Source organism: Undibacterium sp. GrIS 1.8 (genome assembly GCF_040544445.1).
GTDB lineage: Bacteria > Pseudomonadota > Gammaproteobacteria > Burkholderiales > Burkholderiaceae_D > Undibacterium.
Genome location: NZ_JBEONQ010000127.1, coordinates 1 through 1,675, shown reverse-complemented (window position 1 = coordinate 1,675; position 1,675 = coordinate 1). Strand labels below are relative to the sequence as shown.

General features: G+C 44.7%; 2 protein-coding genes. Both read left to right on the top strand.

The genetic code is table 11. From position 1 onward, the window contains the following. Window positions 1-1,081, top strand: a 1,081-nt coding sequence (locus AAKU64_RS22460; protein WP_354363094.1) for a DUF6765 family protein, incomplete at its 5' end; no start/stop codon positions are given. Further along, on the top strand, window positions 1,078-1,675 hold a 598-nt coding region (locus AAKU64_RS22455), incomplete at its 3' end, for a hypothetical protein (RefSeq protein ID WP_354363093.1). The genes AAKU64_RS22460 and AAKU64_RS22455, both read left to right, overlap by 4 nt.

The window sequence follows — 1,675 nt, the reverse complement described above, 5'->3', positions numbered from 1 at the left end:
TTACCGCGATTACGATCCGCAACTGGGCAGGTACAGCACACCCGACCCGATAGGTATCGAGGGTGGGATCAATCCGTATAGTTATGTGAATTCCAATCCGTTGATCAATATCGATCCGCTTGGTTTGTATGAAGAAGATATCCATTTCTACATGACGTATTTCTTAGCGCGTGCTGCCGGAGTCGATGCTAAACGCGCCTACATCATTGCCACTGGTGCGCAATATGTAGATGATAATCCTGACACACAGCCAACGAAACCGTCATTGCTCGGCACCGTTGCTACCATCCTGTTCGACAATGCCGGGCAACAGAATCGGCTATCTAAATACCATTTCACTCAAGGTGTGGGAGACGACGTGAGTTCAGATCCCGCCACGCGCTACCTCAACGGTACGAACGACAACGCACAGTTACAGCTATTGAAGTCCGCCGCCGAGAATGCGCGAGAAGTGGGTAGTGACTGTGCAGGCGACGTCATGTTCGGCGAATATCTGCATGCCTTCGAAGATACTTACGGTCATCGCAAGGCCGACAATACACCCATACAAGTCAATGGCGGCTGGGGACATGCCTTGCAATTACACTCGCCGGATCACACCTATAACGAAGACTTTAGTAAGTACGATCCAGAAACCGGAGACTACACTGGTGGTGCTAATTGGAAATATAACGAAGCCCGAACATTAGAGATGGAGCATCAGGTGTTTAATAGAATGACTGCACTGTCGGGCAATAAGACTAACGCACATAGCTGGGAAGAATTTGAGCCTTTACTCAAGAAATTTAATGCGACAAAAGAGAGTAGCAGTAACACGAACGCATTCTCTAGCTCGAGCGAGAAGGTCAATATGCTGAACAAACAGCTTGGTGATGATGGATGGAAATTGCAGTTTGTGGGATTGAATGGGACGCCACAAACACTTAACTTGAAAGACAAAAAGTTTGGCGGTTATGATTCCATAAGGGGTTCTGATGATCGTAAAGATTTCCTTCGTTACAAGGATGATGGTGCCGGTCACAAGGCAGGAGATCCCTTCAAAAAAGACGATCCTCTATTTAAAGGAACGATCTTGCCATGAATTTAAAAATACATATGCTTAATATATTGATGTTAAAAGGCATCTGTCTTGTAGGTGCTTTAATGCTTTCCGTAGAGGTTTATGCAGAAAGCGTCATTCAATCTGATGGGAATATTTGTATTGAATTAAAAGACATAAATAATGGCTGGTCTGTAGCGATAAGAGACCCTGGTCACTATTGTATTGCGCAAGACCTATCTCAATCATGGCCGTTATTTCGCTTACCCGATCAGCCAGTGCCAAAGAGTGCACTTATAGATATTAGGGGTAGCAACGTAACAGTCAATTTGATGGGACGATATTTATCAAAAAAAACACCAGCTGGTGAAGGTATTTGGGTATCTACGGATTCGCAGCATTCCATCAAAATATGGAATGGTTCGATCATCACATCAAAACCACCTACAGTATTTATGCGACAAGATTGGAACATAAGAAATGAACGTTTCGGATGGGGGCACTCTATTGCCGATCCCCACGGCGACCTAAGCCAATACCGAGAAACCGAATACGTCCTAGAAAACCTCACTTTAGAATCAGACAACATCGTCATCATCATGCAAGGTAAAAAGAATGTCATTCGTCACTGCAAAA